The 23,283-nt window shown below is 61.1% G+C and carries 23 protein-coding genes and 1 rRNA gene; 6 read left to right on the top strand and 18 right to left on the bottom strand.

Features of this window, described 5'->3' with window-relative positions:
* The first annotated feature begins 129 nt into the window (after positions 1-129).
* The gene (locus KUL93_RS10010) at positions 130-768 is read left to right on the top strand and encodes a hypothetical protein (RefSeq protein ID WP_217126909.1); all 639 of its coding nucleotides are present in this window, start codon (positions 130-132) and stop codon (positions 766-768) included.
* A 54-nt stretch (positions 769-822) separates the two neighbouring features.
* Here KUL93_RS10010 and KUL93_RS10005 read toward each other — a convergent pair whose 3' ends face one another.
* Entirely contained in the window at positions 823-2,502 is a 1,680-nt protein-coding gene (locus tag KUL93_RS10005) for a sulfatase-like hydrolase/transferase (protein WP_217126908.1), read from the bottom strand.
* 28 nt (positions 2,503-2,530) lie between these two features.
* Complete coding sequence (locus tag KUL93_RS10000) at positions 2,531-3,385, bottom strand: 23S rRNA (adenine(2030)-N(6))-methyltransferase RlmJ (RefSeq protein WP_249419418.1); 855 nt, start codon at positions 3,383-3,385, stop codon at positions 2,531-2,533.
* Positions 3,386-3,459: 74 nt separating this feature from the next.
* On the opposite strand from KUL93_RS10000, the gene KUL93_RS09995 reads away from it, so the two are divergent.
* Positions 3,460-3,984, top strand: coding sequence for a gamma carbonic anhydrase family protein (locus tag KUL93_RS09995; protein WP_217126906.1), 525 nt, complete (start codon positions 3,460-3,462; stop codon positions 3,982-3,984).
* 17 nt (positions 3,985-4,001) lie between these two features.
* Here KUL93_RS09995 and KUL93_RS09990 read toward each other — a convergent pair whose 3' ends face one another.
* The 7 genes from KUL93_RS09990 to KUL93_RS09960 are packed head-to-tail and all read right to left on the bottom strand — an operon-like array spanning position 4,002 to position 11,048.
* Complete coding sequence (locus KUL93_RS09990; RefSeq protein ID WP_217126905.1) at positions 4,002-4,292, bottom strand: FtsB family cell division protein; 291 nt, start codon at positions 4,290-4,292, stop codon at positions 4,002-4,004.
* A gap of 38 nt (positions 4,293-4,330) precedes the next feature.
* The gene (gene eno / locus KUL93_RS09985) at positions 4,331-5,620 is read right to left on the bottom strand and encodes a phosphopyruvate hydratase (RefSeq protein WP_217126904.1); all 1,290 of its coding nucleotides are present in this window, start codon (positions 5,618-5,620) and stop codon (positions 4,331-4,333) included.
* Between the two features lie 39 nt (positions 5,621-5,659).
* Positions 5,660-5,953: a DUF1330 domain-containing protein gene (locus tag KUL93_RS09980; RefSeq protein WP_217126903.1), complete on the bottom strand. Its 294-nt coding sequence runs from the start codon at positions 5,951-5,953 to the stop codon at positions 5,660-5,662.
* Positions 5,954-5,965: 12 nt separating this feature from the next.
* A complete protein-coding gene (kdsA, locus tag KUL93_RS09975; RefSeq protein WP_217126910.1) occupies positions 5,966-6,814 on the bottom strand; it encodes a 3-deoxy-8-phosphooctulonate synthase in 849 nt (282 codons plus the stop codon).
* Positions 6,815-6,851: 37 nt separating this feature from the next.
* A complete protein-coding gene (gene pyrG, locus KUL93_RS09970; RefSeq protein ID WP_217126902.1) occupies positions 6,852-8,519 on the bottom strand; it encodes a CTP synthase in 1,668 nt (555 codons plus the stop codon).
* A 41-nt stretch (positions 8,520-8,560) separates the two neighbouring features.
* The gene (locus tag KUL93_RS09965) at positions 8,561-10,549 is read right to left on the bottom strand and encodes an acetoacetate--CoA ligase (protein ID WP_217126901.1); all 1,989 of its coding nucleotides are present in this window, start codon (positions 10,547-10,549) and stop codon (positions 8,561-8,563) included.
* 37 nt (positions 10,550-10,586) lie between these two features.
* A complete protein-coding gene (locus KUL93_RS09960; protein ID WP_217126900.1) occupies positions 10,587-11,048 on the bottom strand; it encodes an acyl-CoA thioesterase in 462 nt (153 codons plus the stop codon).
* An 85-nt stretch (positions 11,049-11,133) separates the two neighbouring features.
* Between KUL93_RS09960 and KUL93_RS09955 the strand changes: the two genes are divergently transcribed.
* Positions 11,134-12,774 (top strand): electron transfer flavoprotein-ubiquinone oxidoreductase, encoded by a 1,641-nt coding sequence (locus tag KUL93_RS09955; RefSeq protein ID WP_217126899.1) that lies wholly within the window; start codon positions 11,134-11,136, stop codon positions 12,772-12,774.
* A gap of 12 nt (positions 12,775-12,786) precedes the next feature.
* Here the strand turns inward: KUL93_RS09955 and KUL93_RS09950 are convergent, their stop codons facing one another.
* The gene (locus tag KUL93_RS09950; RefSeq protein ID WP_217126898.1) at positions 12,787-13,584 is read right to left on the bottom strand and encodes a carbonic anhydrase; all 798 of its coding nucleotides are present in this window, start codon (positions 13,582-13,584) and stop codon (positions 12,787-12,789) included.
* Between the two features lie 65 nt (positions 13,585-13,649).
* On the opposite strand from KUL93_RS09950, the gene KUL93_RS09945 reads away from it, so the two are divergent.
* The 3 genes from KUL93_RS09945 (at position 13,650) to KUL93_RS09935 (ending at position 16,819) form a co-directional block, all read left to right on the top strand.
* Positions 13,650-14,315, top strand: coding sequence for a phosphatidylserine decarboxylase (locus KUL93_RS09945; RefSeq protein ID WP_217126897.1), 666 nt, complete (start codon positions 13,650-13,652; stop codon positions 14,313-14,315).
* A complete protein-coding gene (gene pssA, locus KUL93_RS09940; protein WP_217126896.1) occupies positions 14,312-15,091 on the top strand; it encodes a CDP-diacylglycerol--serine O-phosphatidyltransferase in 780 nt (259 codons plus the stop codon). The genes KUL93_RS09945 and pssA overlap by 4 nt, the downstream gene beginning before the upstream one ends.
* Before the next feature lie 186 nt (positions 15,092-15,277).
* On the top strand, positions 15,278-16,819 hold the full coding sequence (locus KUL93_RS09935) for a 2-isopropylmalate synthase (protein WP_217126895.1): 1,542 nt from the start codon (positions 15,278-15,280) through the stop codon (positions 16,817-16,819).
* On the opposite strand, the gene KUL93_RS09930 is transcribed toward KUL93_RS09935, so the two are convergent.
* From KUL93_RS09930 to rrf, 8 genes are all read right to left on the bottom strand, one after another.
* Complete coding sequence (locus tag KUL93_RS09930; protein ID WP_217126894.1) at positions 16,803-17,168, bottom strand: DUF2069 domain-containing protein; 366 nt, start codon at positions 17,166-17,168, stop codon at positions 16,803-16,805. The genes KUL93_RS09935 and KUL93_RS09930 overlap by 17 nt on opposite strands.
* Entirely contained in the window at positions 17,168-18,433 is a 1,266-nt protein-coding gene (locus KUL93_RS09925) for a hypothetical protein (RefSeq protein WP_217126893.1), read from the bottom strand. Before KUL93_RS09925 ends, KUL93_RS09930 begins: the two co-directional genes overlap by 1 nt.
* Positions 18,433-19,275 carry an indole-3-glycerol phosphate synthase TrpC gene (trpC, locus tag KUL93_RS09920; RefSeq protein ID WP_217126892.1) on the bottom strand — a complete coding sequence of 281 codons (843 nt, stop codon included), beginning with the start codon at positions 19,273-19,275 and terminating at the stop codon, positions 18,433-18,435. Before trpC ends, KUL93_RS09925 begins: the two co-directional genes overlap by 1 nt.
* 54 nt (positions 19,276-19,329) lie before the next feature.
* Positions 19,330-20,382 (bottom strand): anthranilate phosphoribosyltransferase, encoded by a 1,053-nt coding sequence (trpD, locus tag KUL93_RS09915; RefSeq protein WP_217126891.1) that lies wholly within the window; start codon positions 20,380-20,382, stop codon positions 19,330-19,332.
* Positions 20,383-20,403: 21 nt separating this feature from the next.
* Positions 20,404-20,991, bottom strand: coding sequence for an anthranilate synthase component II (locus tag KUL93_RS09910; RefSeq protein WP_217126890.1), 588 nt, complete (start codon positions 20,989-20,991; stop codon positions 20,404-20,406).
* Positions 20,992-21,004: 13 nt separating this feature from the next.
* On the bottom strand, positions 21,005-21,724 hold the full coding sequence (locus KUL93_RS09905; protein WP_217126889.1) for a DsbC family protein: 720 nt from the start codon (positions 21,722-21,724) through the stop codon (positions 21,005-21,007).
* A gap of 53 nt (positions 21,725-21,777) precedes the next feature.
* Positions 21,778-22,971, bottom strand: a complete 1,194-nt coding sequence (locus KUL93_RS09900; RefSeq protein ID WP_217126888.1) for an FAD-dependent monooxygenase — start codon at positions 22,969-22,971, stop codon at positions 21,778-21,780.
* A gap of 217 nt (positions 22,972-23,188) precedes the next feature.
* Positions 23,189-23,283, bottom strand: a 5S ribosomal RNA gene (gene rrf, locus KUL93_RS11830); the annotation flags it as partial.

Genomic DNA, 23,283 nt, shown 5'->3' with positions numbered 1-23,283 from the left:
TGGTATCCATTAGAACCGTCCTTGCCCCAGCACCGGGGGGCTCGGCCTACCGCTTGCTCCATTTTCGCGTAAAACTGGCTAATGGAAAATCTGGGATGATCGAAACAGCTTCCCGTTGCGATGAGCACCATGACGCCGAAAGCGAAACAACCGACAAAACCGGAAGCGGCGCACCCAAACGGTGACCCCCAATTGGCGCCGCCAAGCCATGAACAGGGGCAGCTCCCCGACCCCGTCCCGGAACACCCGCTCCTTTCCGGCAAACGGGAAATCGGCCGAGGTCGCTTCAGCATCGTCCTCGACGCGGGCCCTGAACGCGTGTTCAAAATTGTCACCCATCCCGACGAATACCTCTACTACACCGCGGACGATCGCCCGCAAGGGCCTCATTTTCCTATCGTCCATGCGTACCACGGTATCATCGGCCGTTCGTCGCTCGGCTACCCGATGCACCTCTTCGAAATGGAAAAACTCTACCCACTGCCGGAACAGTCGCCAGCAGGCCAATTGGCGCGCCGTTTGGCCGCCGTCTATTGGGAAATGTGCAAACAGTGGGGCGAACTCAGCCGCAAAATGGGCGCAATCGCGTTACAGCAGATGGTGCAAACGCAACCACCTTTCGACAAGACACTGACTGAGGCCTTGGACGCGTTGGCGCGCTTTATCGAGCAGTACCGGCTGTTGCCCGATCTCATCGCGCAAGACAATTTGATGATGCGCAAAGATGGCACGCTGGTCTTCTCCGATCCCTTGGTGCTGGAAGAATAACGCCTTTTTGCGCGCGTTCCCGAACCGCGTCATTTGCGCCGTTCGTTCCCCCTTTCACGGGTGCCGGCCCGGCGGCACCAGACGCTCGACAACGTCGCAGCGGCCATCTTCCGCAATACGACGCGTCAATTCGATCCAGCCTGCTTTCCCACCGAGATCGGGACCGTTGGTGTAGAGTACCCGAGGCGACTCCTCCGGTGAGTGCACCTCCCACCCCAAAAGCTCTGCGACGAACTGCCCCAATTCGTAGTGCGTGGGCCGACAACGCAACCGTGATGGCCAAGGTTCTGGGATCGTGGCGCCATTCCAGGCGGCGACCACCACGGGAACTTCGCCAGCATGCGCGGTAAGCTGCCCGTGGCCCCAACGGCCGCCTTCACCCAGCAATTCGTTGTGGTCACCGGTAAGGATGAACCAAATCGGCTTGTCCGTTTTGCTTCGTACCGCAGTAACGATCTGCCGTGCCAATTCGTCGAACCAGGCAACAGCGTTACGGTAGGTCGTCTGCATCTGAGCGCTGCGCGACGAGGTATCGACGGGAAACGGTTGCCATCCTGGCGGCAGATAGCGGTCGTACGCCGAATGCGCAACGCGGGTGTGGAGGATCAACAAGGTTTTGTCGCGAAATGGTTCCGCGGCGATGCGTTCGAGTAAGACGCGATCGACCCCCGCTTCGGCACGATTGGGATCGCATCGATCCACGGTACAGAAATGGTCGGCCAACTCGGCCCGGGTAAACGTAAACAAGTTGTTGGTCTGGGCCGATTCAACCACGACACGGTAACCGTGTTGTTTGGCGAGCGCAATCAGATTACTCTTGCCGTCGACCGGAACGTCGTTGCGCCACGGTTCTCGCTGCAGGTTGAAGAACATCGGCAAGGTCACCTTGGTGGCCACCCCTGCCGCTTGCCCGATCACGACGATGCAGGTCGAGCACGCGCGCAGCGACGAAAGAAACGGTGTGGTGGGCTGTGGGTACCCAAACGCGCTCATCATACTGGGGTTGGTCGATTCCCCCATCACCAAGACGATCACCCCATCGACCCCCTTGCCGACTGATCGCACGCGATATGGTTCGGCATTCACGACCGGTGCCGCCATTGCTGCAGTTCCCTGATGGGCCGCGGTTGCTCCGATCGCGTACGCAGTGACCAACCAAGCATTTTTGAGCGCATAACCGTAGGGACGCGGATAGAATGCCTGCGTGTTTTCGGGTTGTCGGTACGCTTTGAGCGGCAACACCAACCACAACGCCAAAAAGAGGATTCCTGGCCACCACCGTCCCTCTACGCCAAACCGCCGGTTGATCCGCTGCACCGCGGCGAAGACGACAAGTGGCGCAAGCGGCAGCAGCAGCGCATCCCAAAAATGGTGGATCAGCCCGGAAAACGCCACCGTGATTTCACGCCATTCGGTAAAAAGCAACACCGGCTCATGCGGCGCGATGGGCGCACCGTAATAGCGGTAGTGCAAGAACTGCCCCCACTGCGCCGCCGCGAAAAAGAGCGCTGCCGCCCAGGCGGCAGCCGCCGAGCGTAATGCCAGCGCAAGCGCAAACCAGACGCCTGCCAGCGCAATCGTCAACCCTTCTGGCTTGACCTGATAGCGGGGATCGAGCGCCGCATAAACGTGATCGACCCCCAGATAGACAGCCAACCAAAGCAGCGCCCCACCCAACCAGACCGCTATGTGCGGTAGCGTACGCTGAGCCCAATTCCGCTTCAATCCCATCATGCTCTACTCTGCTGCAACGGATCCGCTCTCACCGCATTCGGCTCTCAAGCCGTGGTTCAGGGGCGTTGGGTTGCGCCACGAGCCCGTGCAACCAAGCCAGCCCTTTCTGGATTCGCTCATGTAGCCCATAAGGGGGTTGCAAGACCACCAACCCGCTTCCGTACATACCCCAGCCGCTTTTCGGTGGCGCCGTGACCGCCAGCTCCACCCACAGGTGGTCTTCCGGCAGCACGTTGCGCAACCGTCGCACCAGGATCGGGACTTCGTAACGCTTGAGCAATGGGTACCAGACCACTACCACCGCTTGCGGGAAGCGACGTCGCACCTCACGAACGAACGGCACGACGGCACCATAGTCCTTTGCCCCTTCGTACGAAGGATCGACGAAAACGATCCCGCGCCGCACAGGGGGCGGCATCCGTTTGACCGCCGCTTGCCACCCGTCGGCAAGCGCAACGGCCACCCGGGGGTCACGCGCAAAGAGCTGCCGCAACGCTTCGCCGTCGGTAGGATGGCGCTCGAAGCAATAGAGCCGATCGGGAAGATCGGCGCGCATCAAGAAGCGCGCGATCGCGGGCGACCCAGGATAGACCGTCAGTGCGCCATCGGGATTGAACGCGGTCAAAATGGAGCGAAACGTGGCAAACGGTGCCGGAGCCTCGGCCCGCGCCGCCCAAAAGCGTCCGACCCCGTCGCGCCACTCTTCCGGAAGTCGCCCGCCAATGCGCTGCGTCAACGCATAGACGCCTGCCCCGGCATGGGTATCGAACGCACACCACGGCTTCTTTTTTTGGTTGAGCAGCGCGAGCGCTTCGCTCAACACCCAATGTTTGAGCAGGTCACCGGGATTTCCTGCATGAAACGCATGACGGTAAGCAAGCATAATGCGCAACTTTCAGCACGAACGCGGTTTCATGGGATAATGAAGCGCGTTTCAGAAAAAATGAGAGCGTGACAATGGCCTGTTTTGCCCTCGACGACAAGAGACCCATTTTATCGGAAGGCGTCTGGATTGCCGAGAGCGCCGAAGTGATCGGTGACGTTCGGCTGGGCCCAGACGTCTCGATCTGGTTCCACGCGGTGGTTCGCGGTGACAACGAACCGATCACGATCGGGGCGGGTACGAACATCCAAGACGGCGCGATCCTGCACAACGATGAAGGCGTTCCGCTGACGATCGGAGCCCATGTCACCGTCGGCCACATGGCGATGCTCCACGGGTGCACGATCGGTGACGGCACCTTGATCGGGATCAACGCGGTGATCCTCAACCATGCGGTGATCGGCAAAGAGTGCATCATTGGCGCCAATGCGCTCATTCCCGAGCGCAAGGTGATCCCCGACCGCAGCCTGGTCGTGGGCTCACCCGGCCGTGTGGTGCGCACGTTGAGCGACGAAGAGGTTGCTGCACTGCGCCAAAACGCGCAGCACTACATCGACGCCGCGCGACGCTATCGCCGGTTCCTGCGCCGCATCGACTGACCGGTAAGCACCTTCCTTCATGGGCGGCTGGCGGGCTCCGGCACCATGAAGAGGAGCTCGTCGCTGCGAATCCAGTTGTATTGGCGACGAACGGTCTCTTCAAGCGCCTCGCCGCCCGTTTCCAATTGCCGAATCACCTCGCGCAGCCGTTCGTTGCGGGCTTCGAGCGCAGCGTTCTGCGCGCGCAACTCGGCCATTTTCGCTTCCAGACGCTGCCGCGCGACGATCCCCCCTTCGCCAAACCAGAGTTGGTATTGCAAACCGAGCACGAGGAGAAAAATCGCCAACCGCCGCAGCGCCGTGACCATCACATGACACTCCGGGCGCAGCGACGCCGCAACAGCGCTCAGCGGCGGCGCAGGTTATAGAACGCGGCGATACCGGGATAGTGGGCCGTATCGCCCAAATCCTCCTCGATGCGCAGCAGCTGGTTGTATTTCGCCAACCGGTCGGAACGGGAGAGCGAACCGGTCTTGATCTGCATCGTCGACAACCCGACCGCGATATCGGCGATCGTCGCATCTTCAGTCTCGCCCGAACGGTGCGAAACCACTGCGGTATAGCCAGCACGTTTCGCCATTTCCACCGCAGCGAAGGTTTCGGTGAGCGTCCCGATCTGATTGATCTTGATCAGGATCGAATTGGCGACGCCCTCTTGGATTCCTTTTTCCAAGATTTTGGTGTTGGTGACGAAAAGATCATCGCCCACCAACTGCACCTTCTGCCCCAACCGTTCGGTCAAGAGCTTCCACCCGGCCCAATCGCCTTCGGCCATACCATCCTCGATCGAAACGATCGGGAATTTGTCCACCAGGGTCGCCAGGTAGTCGGCAAACGCTTCCGAAGTAAGCGTGAGCCCCTCCCCTTCGAGCACGTATTGACCGTCGCGGTAGAACTCGGAACTCGCGCAGTCGAGCGCCAATACCACGTCGCGCCCGGGTTCATACCCCGCCGCGGCAACCGCTTCGAGAATCAGGTTCAACGCCTCTTCGGTGTTTTTCACGTTGGGCGCAAAACCCCCTTCGTCCCCCACCGTCGTGGGCATGCCGCGTTTGTCGATGATTTTCTTCAAGTGGTGAAACACTTCGGCGCCGCAGCGCAACGCGTCACGGAATGTCGACGCGCCCACGGGCATGATCATGCACTCTTGAATGTCGAGGCTGTTGTTGGCGTGCGCGCCGCCGTTGATCACGTTCATCATCGGTACCGGCATCGCTTTGGGGCCGCTGCCGCCCAGGTAGCGGTAGAGCGGCAGTCGCGCCTCTTCCGCCGCAGCCTTCGCCACGGCGAGCGACACCGCCAGGATCGCGTTCGCGCCCAAGCGCGATTTGTCCTCGGTGCCGTCGAGCTCGATCATCGTTTTGTCGATGAGCGCCTGGTCGTCGGCGTCGAGCCCCAACAGGGCTTCGCAAATTTCGGTGTTGACGTTTTCAACCGCTTTGAGCACGCCTTTGCCCAAATAGCGGTTGGGATCGCCATCACGCAATTCGAGCGCTTCCCGAGAACCGGTCGACGCCCCGGAAGGGACCGCCGCACGCCCAAGGACGCCCGATTCGAGCAACACGTCCGCTTCGACCGTGGGGTTGCCGCGCGAGTCGAGCACCTCGCGGGCAACGATATCTACGATTGCTGCCATGGTTTCACTCCTTTACTCTGTATTCGTTTCGACCGCGCCTTACGCCAGGCCTTCGACGACGAGCATGTCATACTCCGCAACCCCCTCACGCGCAGCTCGAGCTTGCCGATAGGTTTCGGAATCGTAAAACGCTTTAGCCGCATCATAAGAGGGAAATTCGACGACGACGACGCGCACCGGCTGCCAGGTACCTTCCAGCACCTCGAAGTGCCCACCCCGCACCAGGAAACGCCCACCGTGTTCGGCCACCGCCTGCGCCGAGAGCTCGCGATAACGCGCAAGCGCCTCATTGTCGGCACGGCGCGCCACCACAACCACATATCCTTTTGCCATCTTCGGCTCCTTTCAGCGAAGTAACCACTCGTTCTCGAGGAAGGGGCTGCGTTTCACTGCTCGATCGAGCTCGACCAACGTCGACAGCAACGCCTCGAGCCGGGGAATGGGCCAAGCGTTCGGCCCGTCGGAAAGGGCCTTGTCGGGGTCGGGATGACACTCCATGAAGAGCCCGGCCACCCCCGCAGCGATCGCAGCGCGCGCCAGAACCGGGACGAACTCGCGGCGGCCGCTCGACCGCCCGTCTCCCCCGCCGGGCAGTTGGACCGAATGCGTGGCGTCGAACACCACTGGGCAACCGGTCTCGCGCATGATCGCGAGGCCGCGCATATCGACCACCAAATTGTGGTATCCGAACGAAACGCCGCGCTCACAGACCAGGATCGTATCGGCACCGCCATTGGCCGCTTTGGCTTTCGCGACAACGTGGCGCATATCCTCCGGGGCCAAGAATTGCCCTTTTTTGATGTTCACCGGCTTGCCGCTTGCGGCAACCGCCTGAATGAAGTCGGTTTGGCGGCAGAGGAATGCGGGCGTTTGCAACACGTCGACCACTTCGGCAACCGGCACGACCTCACGCTCCGTATGGACGTCGGTGAGCACGGGAACGCCGACGGTCTCGCGCACTTCGGCTAGGATCTCGAGCCCTTTGGCCATACCCAGACCACGAAACGACGCGACCGAGGTGCGGTTCGCCTTGTCGTAACTCGATTTATAGATGAACGGAACCCCCAGGCGATCGGTGATCGCCTTGATCGCCGAAGCGGTTTCGAGCGCCATTTGCCGCGACTCGATCACGCACGGCCCGGCAATCAGGAAAAAGGGGCGATCCAGCCCCACCTCGAAGCCACAGAGTTTCATCATCGCCCCTCTTTTTTTCCCGGCACGGCCGCACCCATCACGCCTCCTTGGGGAGCAAAACCGGACGTCCTGCCCGTTCCCGCGCCGCGAGCGCCGCAGCGACGAACGACGAAAAGAGCGGATGTCCGGTACGAGGATTCGAGGTGAATTCGGGATGGAATTGGCACCCCAAAAACCACGGGTGGACCGAACGGGGCAACTCGACGATCTCACACAGGTCCGTACCCGGCGCACGGCCCGAAACGACGAGTCCGTGCTGTTCCAATTCCGGCAACAGTCGGTTATTGACCTCATAGCGGTGGCGATGGCGCTCGACGATCTCATCTTTGCCGTAGATCTCGTGCGCCAGCGTCCCCGGCGCCACGCGACACGGCTGGCCACCAAGCCGCATCGTACCGCCCAGATCGGCGTCCGCACTGCGGCGGATCACCTGCCCCGTGCGATCCTGCCATTCGGTTATCAACCCCACTACGGGATGCGCCGTTTCGGGATCGAATTCGGTCGAGTGGGCGTCTGGCCATCCCACGACGTGGCGCGCAAACTCGACCACCGCCAACTGCATCCCCAAGCAAATGCCCAGATACGGAATCTGCTGCTCGCGCGCGAATTGGATCGCGCGAATCTTGCCTTCGGTGCCCCGCCGGCCAAACCCACCCGGGACGAGGATCGCGTCGAGCTGCTTCAGGATCGCTTCCCCACCTGGTGCTTCGAGATCTTCGGCATCGATATAGTGGATGTGGATCCGGCAGCGCGCTTTCAAACCGGCATGGGTGAGCGCTTCGATGAGCGATTTGTACGATTCGGTGAGATCGACATATTTCCCCACGAACCCCAAATCGATCTGCGTCTGCGGATGGTTGAGCGCTTCCACGATCTCTTTCCAGATGCGCAGATTGGCAGGACGTGCCAAAATTCCGAGTTTGTGGCAGACGATCTCGTCGAGCATCTGCTCGTGGAGCAACAACGGAATGCGGTAGATGGTATCGGCGTCGCGCGCCTCGATCACCGCTTCGGGACGGACGTTACAGAAGAGCGCGATTTTACGCCGCTCCGCTTCTGGGATTTCGCGGTCCGCACGGCACAAGAGGATATCGGGCTGAATGCCGATCTCCCGCAACTCTTTCACCGAGTGTTGCGTCGGCTTGGTTTTGAGTTCACCTGCCGTCGGAATATAGGGCAGCAACGTCAAATGGATGTAACATGCCCCTTGCGGCCCGAGCTCTTGCCCCATCTGGCGAATCGCCTCCAGAAACGGAAGCGACTCGATGTCCCCGACAGTTCCCCCAACTTCGACGATCGCCACATCGGCCCCTTCGGCGCCGCGGCGGATGTACAGCTTGATCTCATCGGTAATATGCGGGATCACCTGAACCGTCTTGCCCAAGTACTCCCCGCGGCGCTCCTTGCGGATCACCGACTCGTAAATTTGCCCGGTGGTAAAGTTGTTCCGCCGGCTCATCTTGGCGCTTGTGAAGCGCTCGTAGTGCCCCAGGTCGAGGTCGGTCTCCGCACCGTCTTCGGTGACGAAAACCTCGCCGTGCTGGAACGGGCTCATCGTGCCAGGGTCGACGTTGATGTACGGGTCGAGCTTGAGATGGGTGACACGAATGCCGCGCGATTCCAAAATCGCGCCAAGTGACGCGGCGGCGATCCCCTTACCCAGTGAGGAGACGACGCCGCCGGTGACGAAAACATACTTGGTCATAGCGAATAGACGCTCGCGAAAAGCGCTATTCTACCCGAAACTCAGGTAGCGAGCTCCGGTCGATTCCGGAAGTATTCGAGCGCTTCGGGGTTGGCGAGCGCTTCGACATTCTTCACCGCTTCGCCATGCACCACCTGACGAACCGCAAGCTCGACGATCTTGCCGCTTTTGGTACGGGGAATATCGGGCACCTGAACCACCTTTGCCGGCACATGGCGTGGGGTGGTGTTGGTGCGAATGGTCTCTTTGATTTTCTGGATGAGCGCGTCGTCCAAGCTCAAGCCATCACGCAACCGCACAAAGAGCACCACCCGCTCGTCGTTGCCCCACCGCTGGCCGATCACCAACGATTCGACCACTTCGTCGAGTTTTTCGACTTGGCGGTAGATCTCCGCGGTGCCGATCCGCACCCCACCCGGATTGAGCGTCGCGTCCGACCGCCCGTAGATGATGAAACCGCCACGCGGCGTCTCTTCGGCGTAATCGCCGTGGGTCCAGACCCCCGGGAACCGTTCGAAATAGGCCGCACGATAGCGCTTGCCGTCGCGGTCGTGCCAAAACCCAAGCGGCATCGCCGGAAACGGCCGAGTGCACACCAGCTCCCCTTTCGCTCCGACCACGGGTTTGCCCTGTTCGTCGAACACCGCGACCGCCATCCCGAGCCCCTTGCACTGGATCTCGCCGCGATAGACCGGAAGCGTTGGGTTCCCCAGCACAAAACAGGAGCAGATATCGGTGCCGCCCGAAATTGAACTGAGGCAGACATCGGTTTTGATGCGTTCATAGACGTAATCGAACCCTTCTGGCGCTAGCGGGCTCCCGGTAGACAACACCGTGCGCAGCAGCGCAAGCGAATGGGTCTCGATCGGTGCAAGCCCCTGCTTCGCCGCGGCATCCAAGAACTTCGCCGACGTGCCGAAATGGGTCATCCCTTCGGCGTCGGCCAGATCGAAGAGGATCCGCCCTTCGCGCGCAAAGGGCGAGCCGTCATAAAGCAGCAACGTCGCTTCGCTCGCCAAGCCGCTCACCAACCAGTTCCACATCATCCAGCCGCAGGTGGTGAAGTAGAAGAGGCGGTCACCGGAGCGAACGTCGGTATGCAACCGGTGCTCTTTCAGGTGCTGCAGCAATACGCCCCCAGCGCGATGGACGATACATTTGGGCACACCCGTGGTGCCCGAAGAGTACAAAATGTAAAGCGGATGGTCGAACGGCAACCGGACGAACGCGAGCTCACGCACCGCCGCGTGTGGCGCCAACCAATTCGCCCACGAAACGGCGCGGGGTATCGTCGACAGCGCTTCGTTGAACCCGGCCGCAGGCAACCCCCCGGAAACACTCAGGTAGGGGGTTACTACCACCCGTTCGACACTGGGAAGTTGCCTGGCCACCTCGGCCACTTTGGCGCGAATGTCGACCGCTTTGCCGTGGTACCAATAGCCGTCGACGGTGAAGAGCACCTTGGGTTCGGTCTGACCAAAACGGTCGAGCACCCCCTGAACGCCGAAATCGGGCGACGCCGAGGTGAAGATCGCGCCAAGGCTCGTCGCAGCGAGCATCGCCACCACTGTATGGGGGTGGTTCGGCATATACGCGGCTACCCGGTCCCCACGCCCGACCCCAGCTTCTGCCAACGCCGCGGCACACTGCGCAACCGCCTGATAGAGTTCCGCCCAAGTAAAGCGCAGCGTCAGTTTGTCTTCGCCCCAAAAGATGAGGGCGGGGGTATCGTCGCGGCGACGCAGCAAATTTTCCGCGAAATTGAGCCGCGCTTCCGGAAACCACTGCGCAGCCGTCATCTCCGCCCCTTCGACGAAGATCACGTCGCCCCGTGTGCCGATCACCCCACAATCGTCCCATACTTGCGCCCAGAACGCTTCGGGGTGCTCGATGCTCCACTGGTGCAGCGCACGATAATCGGGCAGATTCACGCCCCAGCGACGCTCGGCACGATGCGCAAACGCCGTGATCTGCGCGTGTTGCACCCGTTCCGGGCTTGGCGCCCAAAGCATGGTTGCATCTTTGTTCATGAATTTTCCCTCCTTTGGTTTAGGAACGAACGTGATCTTATTCTGGATGGAGCAATTTTTCCCGCAACGCATCGGGAATCGGTACCGATTGGCCGGTGCGGGGATTGAACCAAACAATCTTGGCATACCCCGTGGCGTAGAGGTGATCCTCACCCACACAACGCAATTCATACCACGTCATCACACTCGAACGCCCCGGTTCCCCCAAAAAGAGCTTGACCTCCACCGTCGCCGGGTAGGTCACGGGACGCAAAAAGGTGCATTCGGCGTTGATGATCACCGGCGCCCCTTCGGCCTCGGGATGGACGCGATAACCGATCTGTTCCAGCCATTCGACCCGCGCCTGCTCGTAGAAGCGGAAATAGACCGTATTATTGACGTGCCCGTAGGCATCCATATCCCCCCAACGAACCGGGATACGCGACACCCACGCCAACCGCCGCACCGCGGCTTCCGGGTTGTGGCCACCCCCCGCTTGGGGCGCAGTTACCTCGCTCATTGTCGATTACCCCCTTGTCATTCGAACGCTTTTTTGCCAACATACGCTAGCGTATGGAAAGAATTGTAGCGTAAGGAGCGTAAAGATGGAACGCGAAACGATGGAGTTCGACGTCGTCATCGTCGGCGCGGGCCCTGCTGGGCTTGCCGCGGCGATCCGGCTGAAGCAGCTCGCGAACGAACGCGGCGAGGATTGGTCGATCTGCGTGCTGGAAAAGGGGGCCGAAGTCGGCGCGCACACTCTTTCGGGCGCGGTATTCGACGCCCGCGCGCTTGCGGAACTCATTCCCGATTACCGCGAACGCGGCGCCCCCATCGGGACGCCCGTCACCGAAGATCGCTTCTTGTTCCTCACCGAGCAGCGTGCGTTCAAAACCCCCAATTTTCTCCTGCCCGTGTGCTTTCAAAACCACGGCAACACCATCGTTCGCGCCGGGTTTTTGGTCAAATGGCTGGGCGAACAAGCCGAAGCGCTCGGCGTCGAGATCTTCCCTGGCTTTGCCGCGGCTGAGATGCTTTTCGACGACAACGACCGTGTGATCGGGGTGGTTACCGGCGACATGGGGGTCCAGAAAGACGGAACCCCAGGGCCCAACTACCAACCGGGAATCGCGATCATGGCCCGTTATACCCTCTTTGCCGAGGGGTGCCGCGGGCATCTCGGCAAGCAACTCGAAGCCCATTACCGGCTCCGCGATGGGAAAGACCCGCAGAAATATGGCATCGGGATCAAAGAGCTCTGGCGCATTCCCAAAGAGCAACACCAAGCGGGCCTCGTGATGCACACCGCGGGCTGGCCGCTCGACCCCCACACCTACGGTGGGTCGTTCTGCTACCACCTGGAAGAGGATCTGGTCGCGATCGGCTTCGTCGTCGGTCTCGACTACCAGAACCCGTACCTCTCTCCGTTCGAAGAGTTCCAGCGTTTCAAGACCCACCCCGCGATTCGACCGATGCTCGAAGGCGGGGAACGCCTCGCGTACGGAGCGCGGGCATTGACCGCAGGCGGAATCCAGTCGCTCCCGAAACTGGTCTTCCCAGGCGGCGCGCTTATCGGAGACGACGCGGGCTTTCTCAACGCGTCGCGCATCAAAGGGCTCCACACCGCGATCAAGTCGGGGATGCTCGCAGCCGAAGCCACCGCCGACGCGCTCGCAGCTGGGCGCGCGCACGACGAACTCACCGCCTACCCAACCGCTTTCGAAACCAGCTGGATGAAGGAAGAGCTGTATCGCGCCCGCAATTTCAAACCCCTGATGCACAAAGGTCTTTACCTTGGGTCGCTGCTCTTTGGGATCGACCAGATGGTGTTCCGAGGCAAAGCGCCGTGGACCCTACACCACGCACAAGCCGACCACGAAGCGCTCAAACCGGCAAGCACGTTTCAACCGATCGCCTATCCCAAACCCGACGGCAAGATCACCTTCGATCGCCTCTCGTCGGTCTTCCTCTCCAATACCAACCACGACGAAGATCAGCCGTGCCATTTGCAACTGCGTGAACCAGAGAAGGCGATCGCCGTCAATTTCAACGTCTATGCGTCACCGGAAACCCGTTACTGCCCCGCGGGTGTCTATGAAATCGTCGAAACGGACGGCCAGCCGCGCTTACAGATCAACGCGCAGAACTGCGTTCACTGCAAGACGTGCGACATCAAGGACCCCACCCAGAACATCAACTGGGTGACCCCTCAAGGGGGCGAGGGTCCGATCTACCAAGGGATGTGACCCCGTATCGCGTCACTCCAGAACCCGGCGGGCGTTGAGCGGTTGCACCGGGCGCGCGTTTTCGTTGAGAAGCGCGCGCAAGCGCTGCAACTGCGCCTCGCTCGCCGTAAGGGGCTCTTGCATCACGTACCACCGCACCCCTTCGGAGCACGGCGGCGTCGTCAAGGAGCCGTTGTAGCGGAAAAACCCTTCGCTGCGCGGCAGCAACGCGCGCAGATCAACCGTTTCGTTACTGACCCGTTTGCGCTCCTGATGCCCTTTCGGCTGCGCCTCCCGAGACTGGGCGCGAGGTGCAGGCGGTTCGGGCGCCCAGCGGAGAATCTGCGTCAACACCGGATTTTCTTCGCCACTTTGGAACCAAACCCCGACCACCGCAAGCGCCCCTTTGGCGTTGCGATGCACGAAATGGGCTTCGAGCGGATAGCGGTTGCCGTTGTCGGTATGTTCGCTGGGCGAGTGGAAATGAACGTTGATCAACGAAAAGGTTTCCCCCTCTGCACTCAGGGTCCATTTGCCTTCTGGCACCGGTAAGACGATCGTATGACCGTTATCAACCACCGTCAAAGGCAATGGTAGGTCGTATTGGAACTGGATCGGACGCAGGTCGGTACGCAACACCCGTACGCGGTCGATGTCGATCGGCGACTGATTCTTCCCCGTTTCGCACAGCAGATACTCTTTGGAGAGCTTCCCCCACCGCTCGGGCCCAAGCGTACCGTGGTAGCCCCAGGCAGCTCCACCAGCGGCCTGTGCCAACGCAGCCGTAACGAACAGGCCAACTGCGATCCCTCCGCGAATCCCTCGGCGCATCTCACTCTCTCCTCTCGAACACTTTCCGAGTAAAATAGCACAGATTATTCCCAAGACCTATTGCCATGGCACCAAAACCCTATCCCCACCCCATCTTAGCGCGCGAAGGTTGGCCCTTCATCGCCCTTACGGGTGTGGTGGCGCTCGCCACCACCGCGTGGTGGGGAGCCGGATCACTCCCCTTTTGGGCGCTTTTTCTCTTCGTCGTGCAATTCTTCCGTGACCCGGCGCGTCCCATCCCCGATACGCCGCACGCCGTCCTCTCCCCCGCCGATGGCCGCATCGTCGCGATCGAAGCAACCACCGACCCGTGGCGCGAATGCCCGGCACTCAAAGTGAGCGTCTTCATGAACGTCTTCAACGTCCATTCGAACCGCAGCCCCGTGGACGGAACGGTGATCAACCGCTGGTACCACCCCGGCAAATTTCTCAACGCAGCGCTCGACAAAGCCAGCGTCGAAAACGAACGCAACGCGCTGCACTTCAAAACCGACGAAGGCCACGAGCTCACCTGCGTGCAAGTCGCCGGCCTCATCGCCCGCCGCATCCTCTGCACCGTGGAACCTGGCCAACATCTGGCCCGAGGCGAACGGTATGGCTTCATTCGCTTTGGTTCGCGCGTCGACCTCTACCTGCCACCGGAAAGCCAGGTCTGTGTCACCATTGGGGAGAAGGTGAAAGCCACTTCGACCATTCTCGCCCTTTTGCCGGAAGCACCCGAAAAACCATGACCAACCCAGTCGACGAGATACCGGACGAGGAGACTCCGAATCACCCGCGGCGGGCGATCTACCTCCTGCCCAACTTGATGACCACCGCCGCGCTCTTTTTCGGCTTCTATTCGGTGGTCCAGTCGTGGCATGGGGATCTCGCTGCAGCGGCGATCGCGATCTTCATCGCGATTCTCTTCGACGGGCTTGACGGTCGCCTGGCGCGGCTGACCCACACCCAAAGCGCGTTCGGCGCGGAATACGATTCGCTTTCCGACATGGTCTCGTTCGGGGTCGCTCCGGCCGTCCTGGCGCTGGCCACCGCGCTCAACTCCTTGGGCAAACCGGGGTGGATCCTCGCGTTCGTCTACTGCGCAGCGGCGGCGCTGCGCTTAGCGCGCTTCAACGTCAATCAAACGGTCATCGGCAAGAACTACTTTCAAGGGCTTCCAAGCCCCGCCGCCGCGGCGCTCGTCGCAAGCTTCGTCTGGCTGGCGCACGACCTTGCCTGGAACCCCACCACCACCGCAGTTTGGTGTGGCGTGATCACCCTGTTCGCGGGCCTCAGCATGGTCAGTAACATTCTGTTCTGGAGCGGGAAATCGATCGATCTGCGCCGCTCCGTTCCGTTCCTGGCCGCAGCCGGGCTGGCGTTGGTGTTTGCGTTCATCTCGTTTTACCCCCCCGGCGTACTCTTCGCATTGACGCTTGCTTACGCGCTGAGCGGTTACTTGCTTGCGCTGTGGCGCTGGTGGAAAAAGAGACACCCCCTTGCCAAAAACGAAAAAGGTGGGTAGATTTACGCCATGGCTTGTGCATCGATTCCTTCGCGCACGCGAAACATTCTCCTTCGGGCAGGACTTCTGCTCGGTCCTCTGCTGCGCCTTGCGCGCTGACGAATACACCCACACTCCCTTCATTTATTCCCATCCCTTCGCCCTGCGGGAAGGAGACCCTATAACCGTCATTTTTGCGAGGAAGCCATGAAAGAGTCCTTGATCATTTTCGACACCACGTTGCGCGACGGCGAGCAGAGTCCTGGCGCTTCGATGACGCAAGAGGAGAAGGTCCGAATTGCGAAACAACTCGAACGGTTGCGCGTCGATGTGATCGAAGCGGGCTTCGCCGCAGCAAGCCCCGGTGATTTCGCCGCCGTGCAGGCGGTCGCGCAAGCGATCAAAGAGAGCACGGTCTGTTCCTTGGCACGTGCCAACGAAAAGGATATCGCTGCGGCCGGCGAAGCGATCGCACCCGCAGAACGTAAGCGCATCCATACCTTCATCGCCACCAGCCCGATCCACATGGAGAAAAAGCTCCGCATGTCTCCGGATCAGGTGCTCGAGCAGGCGGTGAAAGCGATCGGTTGGGCGCGACGCTATACCGATGACGTCGAATTCTCCGCCGAAGACGCCGGCCGCTCCGAGATCGACTTTCTTTGCCGTATCTTCGAAGCCGTGATCGACGCGGGCGCGACCACGATCAACGTTCCCGATACCGTCGGTTACGCGTTGCCCCACCAGTTCGGAGAACGAATTCGCACGCTCATCGAACGCATCCCCAACTCCGACAAGGTGATCTGGTCGGTGCACTGCCACAACGACCTTGGCCTGGCAGTCGCAAACTCCTTGGCTGCGGTGCTCGCTGGCGCCCGTCAGGTGGAGTGCACCATCAACGGTCTCGGAGAGCGGGCGGGCAACGCAGCGCTTGAAGAGATCGTGATGGCGGTGCGCACCCGACAAGACGTCTTCCCGTGCGATACGCGCATCGACACCCGCCAAATCGTCCCCGCGTCGAAACTGGTCTCACAAATCACGGGTTTTCCGGTCCAACCCAACAAAGCGATCGTTGGCGCGAACGCATTCGCGCACGAATCGGGCATCCACCAGGACGGCGTCTTGAAACACCGCGAAACCTACGAAATCATGCGCGCCGAAGAGGTCGGCTGGGCTACCAACAAGATCGTGCTCGGCAAACACTCGGGGCGCAACGCCTTCAAAACCCGGTTGGCTGAACTCGGCATCACGTTCGACAGCGAAGAGCAGCTCAATCAAGCGTTTGCCCGCTTCAAGGAGCTGGCCGACAAGAAGCACGAGATCTTCGACGAAGACCTGATCGCGTTGATGAGCGACGAAGGCGTTTCCGGCGGTCACGAAGTCGAACGTTACCGTCTCGTCTCCAGTTGCTTTCACAGCGAAACGGGAGAGACCCCGAAAGCGCGCTTGGTGATTGCAATCGACGGCGAAGAACACACCGTGGAAAACGAGGGCTCAGGCCCCGTGGACGCTGCGTTCAAAGCCATCGAGAAACTGGTCCAGAGTAACGCCGAATTGCTCCTCTATTCGGTAAACGCGATCACTCAGGGTAGCGACGCGCAAGGAGAAGTCACCGTCCGGCTCAGCAAAGAGGGGCGGATCGTAAACGGCCAAGGGGCAGACACCGACATCATCGTCGCTTCGGTCAAAGCCTACTTGAACGCACTCAACAAATTGTTGGCGAACCGCGCCCGCATCAGTCCTCAGGTGTAGGTGAAGCGTGCCGTTGGCGGCGGGGGAAAAACCGCACATAGCGGACCACCGCCGCAAAAAGGAGCAACGCAAGCGCCGCCTCTCCGACTGCCAGCCAGCGAACGGGCGCAGGATCGAAGAGGCGTGCGCTCCCTTCCAAGAGATAGAAGCTACACCAAAGCGCCGCCCACTGGTAGGTCCGTAGCCGCCCACGCCAGAGTCCGGGTAGCAGCAGCGCCAACGGCACCGCTTTGAGCACCAGCCAAGAGCCACCCGGCCGGATCGGGGCGACCACGCTTTCCCAGGCGACTGCCCAAACCGCAAGCAAGAATGCCAGCAGCGTCGCCATCGCCGCCCAGCGCCGCGCCATTACGCCTCCTTCGGCCAGATTTCGGCAACCGTTACATGCGGCGTCACCAAACGGATACGCCCCGGTTGAAACCGCTCGACCCGCACCCGAAAAGGATCCGATTCGCGGACCAACCACCAGCCACCCGACAACCGCTCTAACCGACGAAGCGCAAGCGCTGGTTGCGGAAAATAGGGCAACCACCGTTTCAACACGATCCCACCAAGTCGCGTCCCGCGCTTCTCTTCGGGCGCAAGGGAAAGGATTGTGGTTGCCGACTCGATTGGGGCAAGCATCTGAAGCCCTACGATTGACAGAGTTGCCGCGCTTCGTTGCCAGCGGACTACCCCCAACCACCAATGGGTTGCAGCGGGGTCACTCAGGTGCTCTCGTGTGAATCGCACTGCGACGATTTCCCCGTCCCGCACCGAAACCGGTGTCGCGAAGCGAAGCCGCGCGCCCAAAACCCAATCGGAAAGCTCGACGATCTCAGCCCCTTGCCAAGCCACAGGGGCACCACTTGCCAATGCTGCGATCGCTTCCCACCCCACCACCACTTTGGCGTCGCACTGGCAGGGTTGCCGGCGGGCTCGCCGCCCCCCAAGACCGAGTCGCTCCATGAGCGCGAGCAGCAACCAGATGAGCTGCTGCGGTTGGGTTTGGTGGGGCGCTTGTAACCAACGTTTGACCAAGCGATCGATTTGACGCCCCAATGCAGAGAAATCGAGCCAGTAGCGCGTCGCGCCTTCTCCCTCCCGCTTACCTCGACGAACCAACTGCACGGTTGGCGCGATCGCGATACCCCAATCGGGAAGTGGCGCAGGATCGCCAGGCGCAAGCGCAGCGGTCTCTCCGGCATCCGGCAGCAACCGAACCGTGAGGCTTCGAAGCGCCATGAGCGCCATCACACATTCGACGCGCGCGTCAAGCGGCCAAACACCGTCTCCGGCAAGGTGCAGTGCCAGCGCTGCCGCCGCTTCGCCGGTAACTGCGCCGTCGTGCTGCTGCGCCTCAGCGACCACCTTGGGTAACCAGAGCGTCCAAAACGCCCCATCTAACGCACACCCCACGGCCCAGGCAACGGCGACCACCCAGGCGCCAGCCACCGTTGCGGTCGCATCCTCCTGGTTCCCATACCGCGCGTGCCACAGCGCAGAGAGGCGCGCCGCGGTTTCACCGTCCCAACGAACGGCTTCCGGCGCCAATTCGGGAAAATGCTCGCCCAGACGTAGAGCGAGCCACTGCGGGGAAACGGACACCGCGGCAGTGGCTTCCTCCGTCGTCATCACGCCTCCGATTGCTGGGACGCCAATCCCACCGACGCAAAGAGCGCGCTCAGTGCCGCTCCGGGTTCGGGCGCACGCATAAACGCTTCGCCGACGAGAAAAGCGGGAACACCTGCCCTCCAGAGCCGTTCGACATCGGCGCGCGTCAAGATCCCCGATTCGGCAATCGGCAAACGATCGGCCGGGTAGCGCGGCAATAGAGACAACGTCGTTTCGAGCGAAACGTCAAAGGTCCGTAGATTGCGGTTGTTGACCCCGATGAGCGGCGTCGGCAGCATCAACGCCCGCTCGAACTCTTCTGGGTCGTGGACTTCGACCAGAACGTCAAGCCCCAACTCCATCGCAAGCGCCGCCAGATCCCGCAGACGCGCATCGTCGAGCGCTGCGACGATCAACAAAATCGCATCAGCGCCGATCGCCGCTGCTTCCCAAACTTGCCACGGGTCGATCAGGAAATCTTTGCGCAACACGGGAAGCGAAACGGCCGCACGCGCGGCTTGCAGAAAGGCGTTGCTCCCTTGAAAATAGCGGAGATCGGTCAACACCGACAGACACGCAGCCCCCGCCGCTTCGTAACTTTTTGCGATCGCCACCGGATCGAACGGATCGCGCAAAACCCCTTTCGAAGGGCTTGCACGCTTCACCTCGGCAATGACCCCCGGAAGACCCGCAGCGCGCTTACGCTGCAACGCCTGGGCAAAGCCGCGCGGTGGGTCGGAGTGCAAACGCCTTTCCGCTGCGGCACGCATCACCGCATCGGGTTGCCGCGCACGCCCCGCCGCCACCTCTTCTTTTTTGGTTGTCAGGATCGCCGCCAGAATATCGGGAATGGCTCCCCCCACTCGCGTCCCCTCTCGCTCACATCGCCGCGGCCGCAGTCGCCACGACCGGTTCGCTCACGGTTGCCCTTTTTGTGCGCCATCCGCCAAGCGGTTCGTCGCCTGGACGAACGCCTCCAGCCTGGCACGCGCGGCGCCATTGGCGATCAGTTCCCGTGCCAATTCGACCCCTTGCGCGATCGACTCGACGCGATTCGCCGCATAGAGGGCAACCCCCGCGTTGAATACGACGATATCGCGCGCCGGCCCCGGCTCATTTGCCAACACCTGACGCACGATCGCCGCCGACGTCATCGCGTCGTCCACTTGGAAGTGGCGGCTTGACGCCATCGCCAAACCGAAATCCTCGGGGTGGATGCGATATTCACGAATCTTGCCATCCTTGAGTTCGCCCATCAAGGTTTCGGCACCGAGCGTCACCTCATCGAGCCCGTCGAGACCATGGACGACCACGACGTGGCGCGCACCCAGCCGCTCCATCACCCGCACACAAATCCCAACCAGGTCGGGATGGAAGACCCCCAAGAGGCTATTGGGCGCACCGGCTGGGTTGGTGAGGGGGCCGAGGATATTGAAAATCGTGCGTACCCCCATCTCTTTCCGAACTGGCATCACATGCTTCATCGCCAAATGGTGGAGCGGCGCGAACATGAAGCCGACGCCGGTTTCGGCGATACATTGGGCCACGGCTTCAGGGGAGAGGTCGACGCGTGCGCCGAGCGCTTCGAGCACGTCGGCGCTGCCCGATTTCGACGAAACGGAGCGGTTGCCGTGCTTCGCTACTTTCGCCCCGCCAGCAGCCGCAACAAACGCTGTGGTCGTGGAGATGTTGAAGGTATGCGCCCCATCGCCACCCGTCCCCACGACGTCGAGCAGATGGTCGTGCGGCCCCGGCACCACCACCCGTGTCGCCAGCTCGCGCATCACTTGCGCTGCCGCCGCAATTTCGCCGATCGTCTCTTTCTTGACCCGCAGCCCGGTCAGAATCGCCGCGGTCATCACCGGCGAAACCTCTCCGGCCATGATCTGGCGCATGAGCGAAAGCATTTCATCGTGAAAAATCTCACGGTGTTCGATCAAACGTTGCAACGCCTGCTGCGGCGTGATCATCGCCAGCCCTCCCCTCACCGCTCACGCTACATCGGCACGTGGCGCGTGTTGAACCAAGAAATTTCGGAGCATCGCATGACCATGCTGGGTCAAAATCGATTCCGGATGGAACTGCACCCCTTCCACCGCCAGCGTGCGATGGCGCAACCCCATGATCTCGCCATCCTCGGTCCACGCCGTCACCTCGAGTTCAGAGGGCAAGTCTTCGCGCGATACCGCCAACGAGTGGTAGCGGGTGCATACCACCGGGTTGGGCAACCCCGCAAAGACGCCGACCCCTTCGTGATAGACCGGCGCGGTCTTCCCATGCATGATGCGTTTTGCATGCACCACGCGGCCGCCGAACGCTTCGGCAATGGCTTGGTGCCCCAAACAAACCCCCAGGATCGGGATTTTGCCAGCAAACGCGCGAATCGCCGCAACACTCACCCCCGCTTGCGCTGGCGAGCAGGGCCCTGGCGAAATCACCAGATAGGCAGGCTGCAACGCCGCGATCTCAGAAACGGTGATTTCGTCGTTGCGCACCACTTTGACGAAAACCCCCAACTCGCCGAAATATTGGACGAGGTTCCAAGTGAAGCTGTCGTAATTGTCGATCATCAAGAGCATGAATAGCCCTCGCTCAACGAACCGCGCGCAGCCGCTCTTCCAGTTTTTCGGCGGGCAAAAAACCACCGATTCGGGAACCATCCCGCAAAAAGAGCGTAGGCGTGCCGCCGATTCCCAATTGCCGCCCCAACGCCACGTTGCGCTCGATCACGCTGGTATCGCACGATGGCGGCACTGCTGGCGGGGTTTTCCCTTCGACCATCCAGCTTTGCCACGTCTTGGCCGGATCGTCGGAACAGAGGATGCGCTTTGCCTTGTCTTCTGAGTCGGGCCCCAGAATGGGGTAGAGAAAGAGATACTGCGTGGTATTGTCCACTTCTTGCAGCGTTTTCGCCAGGCGCTTACAAAAGCCGCAGTTGGGGTCTTCGAACGAAGCAAAGACGCGCGACCCATCGCCCTTTTTGATCACGATCGCGTCTTTGAGCGGCAAGGTGGAAAAGTCGATGCGGGACAATTCGTCCAACCGCTTCTCGGTGAGATTCGTCCGGGTTTTCGCGTCAATGATCGAACCCACGACGATGTGGCTGACCTCGCGATTGGTATAAACGAGCTCACCGCTGGTGAGCACGACCTCATAGAGCCCAGGCATTGGCGCCGCGCGAACCGAGCGCACCGCATCGCTACCCAATAGGGCATCGATCGATTTGCGTACCTTCGCTTCCTCTGCCGTTTCGGCAAATGCAGTTGCATGTAACCCAAAGCAGACCAGCCCCAACACAAGGGACCTTTTCATCACTCCACCGCTTTTCGCCATACGCATTACCCCCGTCATCTTGGCCATCCCCGTCACCACCGCGCCAATGTCGCGTAACGGATCAACCGCCTTTTCACAAACGGCAGATGATCCACCAACGACATCCCGAAATTGCGCATCCATCGCAACCGCGGCTCTTCCCACGCAAAGCCTTTTGCTAATGCATCGGTCACCGTCTGGAGCAAAAACGGCTCTTCGAAACGCCGCCGCTCATACCGCGCCAATAATACCGGATCCCCGGGATCTTTCCCACTTTCGGCCGACCCCAACAAGGCCGCCAGTTCGGCCGCGTCGTTGAACCCCAGATTGATCCCGTGCCCGGAAAGCGGATGAATGCCATGCGCGGCGTCGCCGATCACCACGGTGCGTTTCCCCACGACGCGCTCACACCGTAACAAGGATAGCGGAAACGCTTGGGGGGGCGTGCGCACCGTAAGCCGCCCCAACATCCGTTCCCCGGCATCGGCAACCGCCGCGGCCAACGTTGCGGCATCCATCGCCAGCAGTGCCTCGGCATGCGATGGGGACGTAGACCAAACGATCGAAACCCGATTCCCGGGCAGTGGCAGATAAGCCAAAACCCCATCCTCGCGGAACCACTGAAACGCCGTTTGGTCGTGCCCCTTTTCGGTTTCGAAATTGGCCACCACCGCGTGATGGTGATAGGGATGGATCTCGGCGCGAATGCCTGCTACGTGCCGCACCCACGAGCGCCGACCTTCGGCACCAACCAGCAAACGCGCCCGCCAATTCCGGCCATCGTGCCCTTCGACGGTCACCCCCTCCCAATCCACGGCACAAGCGCGCAATGAGGCCGCTGCTTCGGTCACGCAATCGACCGTCGCGCACGCATGGAGCGCCGTCCAAAGTGCGGTGCGCACCGTTTCTGCTTCGGCGATAACCGCCAGATAGGGAAGCGGGACCTCGTCTGCAGCAAAGACGATTCGCCCCGCTGCGTCGCCCTTCACCACCATGCGGGTCACGGGCTGGAACCTTTGCTCGGGAACAAAAACCTGTAGCCCGGCCAACCAACCCCAAGGACGAGGCGCAAACGCGTAAATACGCGTTTGCCACTGGTCGGGATCTTGAATCGGTTCCGGCGTTGGCGGGTTGGGTTCGATCGACAAGACGCGCCAGCCCGCGCGCCCCAGCGCCAACGCCAGTGATGAACCGGCCAAACCCCCACCATGAACGATGATGTCGTAATCGAACCGTAAAGAGCCCATGACTCTCTGCTTCGCGCTCCAATGCAAGGATTTTCGCACGAAAGCGGAGAGGAAAAAAGAAACGCCACCGACCCAAATAGGGAGCAGCACCTCACAACAAAACTGCGATGAATTATACGCGAAGGCTTTCCGGCCCACGAAGCGTAAACGTCAAACGCCCATCTTTTGGGATGGGCGTTTGGTGTTTGGGTTTGACTGGTTTGGGTTGTTGGGTTGAGTCTGACGATGACCTACTTTCCCGAGGAGTGTTCCTCAGTATCATCGGCGCTGCCTTGTTTCACGGTCCTGTTCGGGATGGGAAGGCGTGGTGCC

Origin of the sequence: Hydrogenophilus thiooxidans, assembly GCF_019049855.1 — a bacterium.
In the GTDB taxonomy this organism is placed as follows: Bacteria; Pseudomonadota; Gammaproteobacteria; order Burkholderiales; family Rhodocyclaceae; genus Hydrogenophilus; species Hydrogenophilus thiooxidans.
Note: the sequence above shows the minus strand (reverse complement) of the source record. Positions and strands in the feature narration are given on the sequence as shown.

Excerpts from the sequence above, each read along its gene's own strand:
- KUL93_RS09925 (WP_217126893.1), bottom strand. The coding sequence starts at position 18,433 with ATGACGACGGAGGAAGCCACTGCCGCGGTGTCCGTTTCCCCGCAGTGG.
- pyrG (WP_217126902.1), bottom strand. The coding sequence starts at position 8,519 with ATGACCAAGTATGTTTTCGTCACCGGCGGCGTCGTCTCCTCACTGGGT.
- KUL93_RS09900 (WP_217126888.1), bottom strand. The coding sequence starts at position 22,971 with ATGGGCTCTTTACGGTTCGATTACGACATCATCGTTCATGGTGGGGGT.
- KUL93_RS09995 (WP_217126906.1), top strand. The coding sequence starts at position 3,460 with ATGGCCTGTTTTGCCCTCGACGACAAGAGACCCATTTTATCGGAAGGC.
- KUL93_RS09960 (WP_217126900.1), bottom strand. The coding sequence starts at position 11,048 with ATGAGCGAGGTAACTGCGCCCCAAGCGGGGGGTGGCCACAACCCGGAA.
- trpD (WP_217126891.1), bottom strand. The coding sequence starts at position 20,382 with ATGATCACGCCGCAGCAGGCGTTGCAACGTTTGATCGAACACCGTGAG.
- KUL93_RS09905 (WP_217126889.1), bottom strand. The coding sequence starts at position 21,724 with ATGAAAAGGTCCCTTGTGTTGGGGCTGGTCTGCTTTGGGTTACATGCA.
- KUL93_RS09965 (WP_217126901.1), bottom strand. The coding sequence starts at position 10,549 with ATGAACAAAGATGCAACCATGCTTTGGGCGCCAAGCCCGGAACGGGTG.
- KUL93_RS09935 (WP_217126895.1), top strand. The coding sequence starts at position 15,278 with ATGAAAGAGTCCTTGATCATTTTCGACACCACGTTGCGCGACGGCGAG.
- KUL93_RS09950 (WP_217126898.1), bottom strand. The coding sequence starts at position 13,584 with ATGCGCCGAGGGATTCGCGGAGGGATCGCAGTTGGCCTGTTCGTTACG.
- KUL93_RS10010 (WP_217126909.1), top strand. The coding sequence starts at position 130 with ATGACGCCGAAAGCGAAACAACCGACAAAACCGGAAGCGGCGCACCCA.
- KUL93_RS09945 (WP_217126897.1), top strand. The coding sequence starts at position 13,650 with ATGGCACCAAAACCCTATCCCCACCCCATCTTAGCGCGCGAAGGTTGG.
- KUL93_RS09955 (WP_217126899.1), top strand. The coding sequence starts at position 11,134 with ATGGAACGCGAAACGATGGAGTTCGACGTCGTCATCGTCGGCGCGGGC.
- KUL93_RS09990 (WP_217126905.1), bottom strand. The coding sequence starts at position 4,292 with ATGGTCACGGCGCTGCGGCGGTTGGCGATTTTTCTCCTCGTGCTCGGT.
- KUL93_RS10000 (WP_249419418.1), bottom strand. The coding sequence starts at position 3,385 with ATGCTTGCTTACCGTCATGCGTTTCATGCAGGAAATCCCGGTGACCTG.
- KUL93_RS09980 (WP_217126903.1), bottom strand. The coding sequence starts at position 5,953 with ATGGCAAAAGGATATGTGGTTGTGGTGGCGCGCCGTGCCGACAATGAG.
- KUL93_RS09930 (WP_217126894.1), bottom strand. The coding sequence starts at position 17,168 with ATGGCGCGGCGCTGGGCGGCGATGGCGACGCTGCTGGCATTCTTGCTT.
- KUL93_RS09910 (WP_217126890.1), bottom strand. The coding sequence starts at position 20,991 with ATGCTCTTGATGATCGACAATTACGACAGCTTCACTTGGAACCTCGTC.
- pssA (WP_217126896.1), top strand. The coding sequence starts at position 14,312 with ATGACCAACCCAGTCGACGAGATACCGGACGAGGAGACTCCGAATCAC.
- kdsA (WP_217126910.1), bottom strand. The coding sequence starts at position 6,814 with ATGAAACTCTGTGGCTTCGAGGTGGGGCTGGATCGCCCCTTTTTCCTG.
- KUL93_RS10005 (WP_217126908.1), bottom strand. The coding sequence starts at position 2,502 with ATGATGGGATTGAAGCGGAATTGGGCTCAGCGTACGCTACCGCACATA.
- eno (WP_217126904.1), bottom strand. The coding sequence starts at position 5,620 with ATGGCAGCAATCGTAGATATCGTTGCCCGCGAGGTGCTCGACTCGCGC.